This is a genomic window from Mesorhizobium sp. B2-3-4 (assembly GCF_006442315.1).
Classification (GTDB): Bacteria; Pseudomonadota; Alphaproteobacteria; order Rhizobiales; family Rhizobiaceae; genus Mesorhizobium.
On record NZ_VFVY01000047.1, the window covers coordinates 1 to 1426 of the forward strand.

1 pseudogene is annotated in these 1426 nt (G+C 59.0%); it reads right to left on the reverse strand.

The features are described 5' to 3' along the window. Positions 1-27 precede the first annotated feature (27 nt). Positions 28-1382 (reverse strand): annotated as a pseudogene (locus FJ967_RS33245) (IS3 family transposase). Between the last annotated feature and the right edge of the window lie 44 nt (positions 1383-1426).

Here is a 1426-nt window from a genome sequence, read left to right on the forward strand (position 1 = left end):
TGAACTGACCCCCGAAAGTTGGACGGTTCATTGAGCTGGTAGATTTAAGGGCTGGTTCCTGTATTGCACAGGGGCCAGCCCTTTCAGTTTCAGTTTGATGCGGCGGTGGTTGTAATAGTCGATGTAGTGCTCGATTGCCGTATCGAGGCTTTGGACGGTCTCGAAGCGCTCCGAATGGAAGAGCTCGGACTTGAGTATGGCGAAGAAGCTCTCCATCGGTGCGTTGTCGAGGCAATTGCCTTTGCGCGACATGCTCTGCGGTAAGCCTCTCGCCTTCAGCCTGCGCTGGAATGCCGCCATCTGGTACTGCCATCCCTGATCGGAATGCAGGATGGGCCGTTCGTCCTCATCGAGCCGGGCGAAGGCTTTGGTCAGCATATTGTCCACCAGTTTGAAGCGCGGCCGCCGGGCTGTCTCGAACGCGACGATCTCGCCATTGTAGAGGTCCATGATGGGTGACAGGTAGAGCTTGTCACCAGCCAGGCTGAACTCGGTTACGTCGGTCACCCATTTGCGGTTGGCGCGATCGGCGCTGAACTTGCGCTGCAAGAGATCGGGAGCGGTCCGCCCAACCTCACCCCTGTAGGAACGATACTTCTTCGGCCTGACCAACGACTTCAATCCCATCCCGACCATCAGGCTCTGGACGGTCTTGTGGTTGACGTGTTGGCCCAACTGGCGCAGTTGCGCAGTCACCCGGCGATAGCCGTAGCGGCCCTTGTGGTTGTCGAAGATGGCCTTGATCGCCTGCTTCAGCGCCGCATGGCGCTCCGGGCGCGTCGCTGCTTTGTGTCTGTAATAGAACGTGCTGCGCGGCAGTTGCGCCAGTTCGAGTAGTCCCTCAAGCGGATGCAACGGCCTTAACGCCTGGACGGCTTGCGCCCTTTGGGCGCGTGTCCCTGCGTTAAGGCCTCCAGTTTTTTTAGGTAGTCGTTCTCCATCCGCAGTTGCCTCAGCTCAGCCAGCAGTTCTTCGCGGCTTTTGGCTTCGTCACTGGCTGCAGCAGGCGCTACAGGAGCCGGCGGCTTTGACATGGGTCGTCCTCTGGGACGAGGACCGAGCGCCTCTATCCCGCCCGCATGATAGCGCTTCTCCCAGCCCGCAAGGCAACTGGCATTGCGGATATTGAACAACGCCGCCGTCTCCCGATACGACAGGCCCTCTCCCCACATCCGCTCAAGCACTGACAGCCTGAACGCCGAATCGTAGCGATCGTACTTGCTCGACAGTCCGCCATCGCCATGCGCCTGGAACAAAGCAACCCACTTGCGAACAGTCCCAGCGTCAATCCCATGCTTAGACGCAGTACGCGTGGAGCCTTCGCCCCCGCCTAAATAGCTATCGACAACCGAGCGCTTGAAACTCGCACTGTGTCTGGACATACAAAACCCCCGAAGGTTGTGTCCAACTTTCGGGGGTCAGTTCA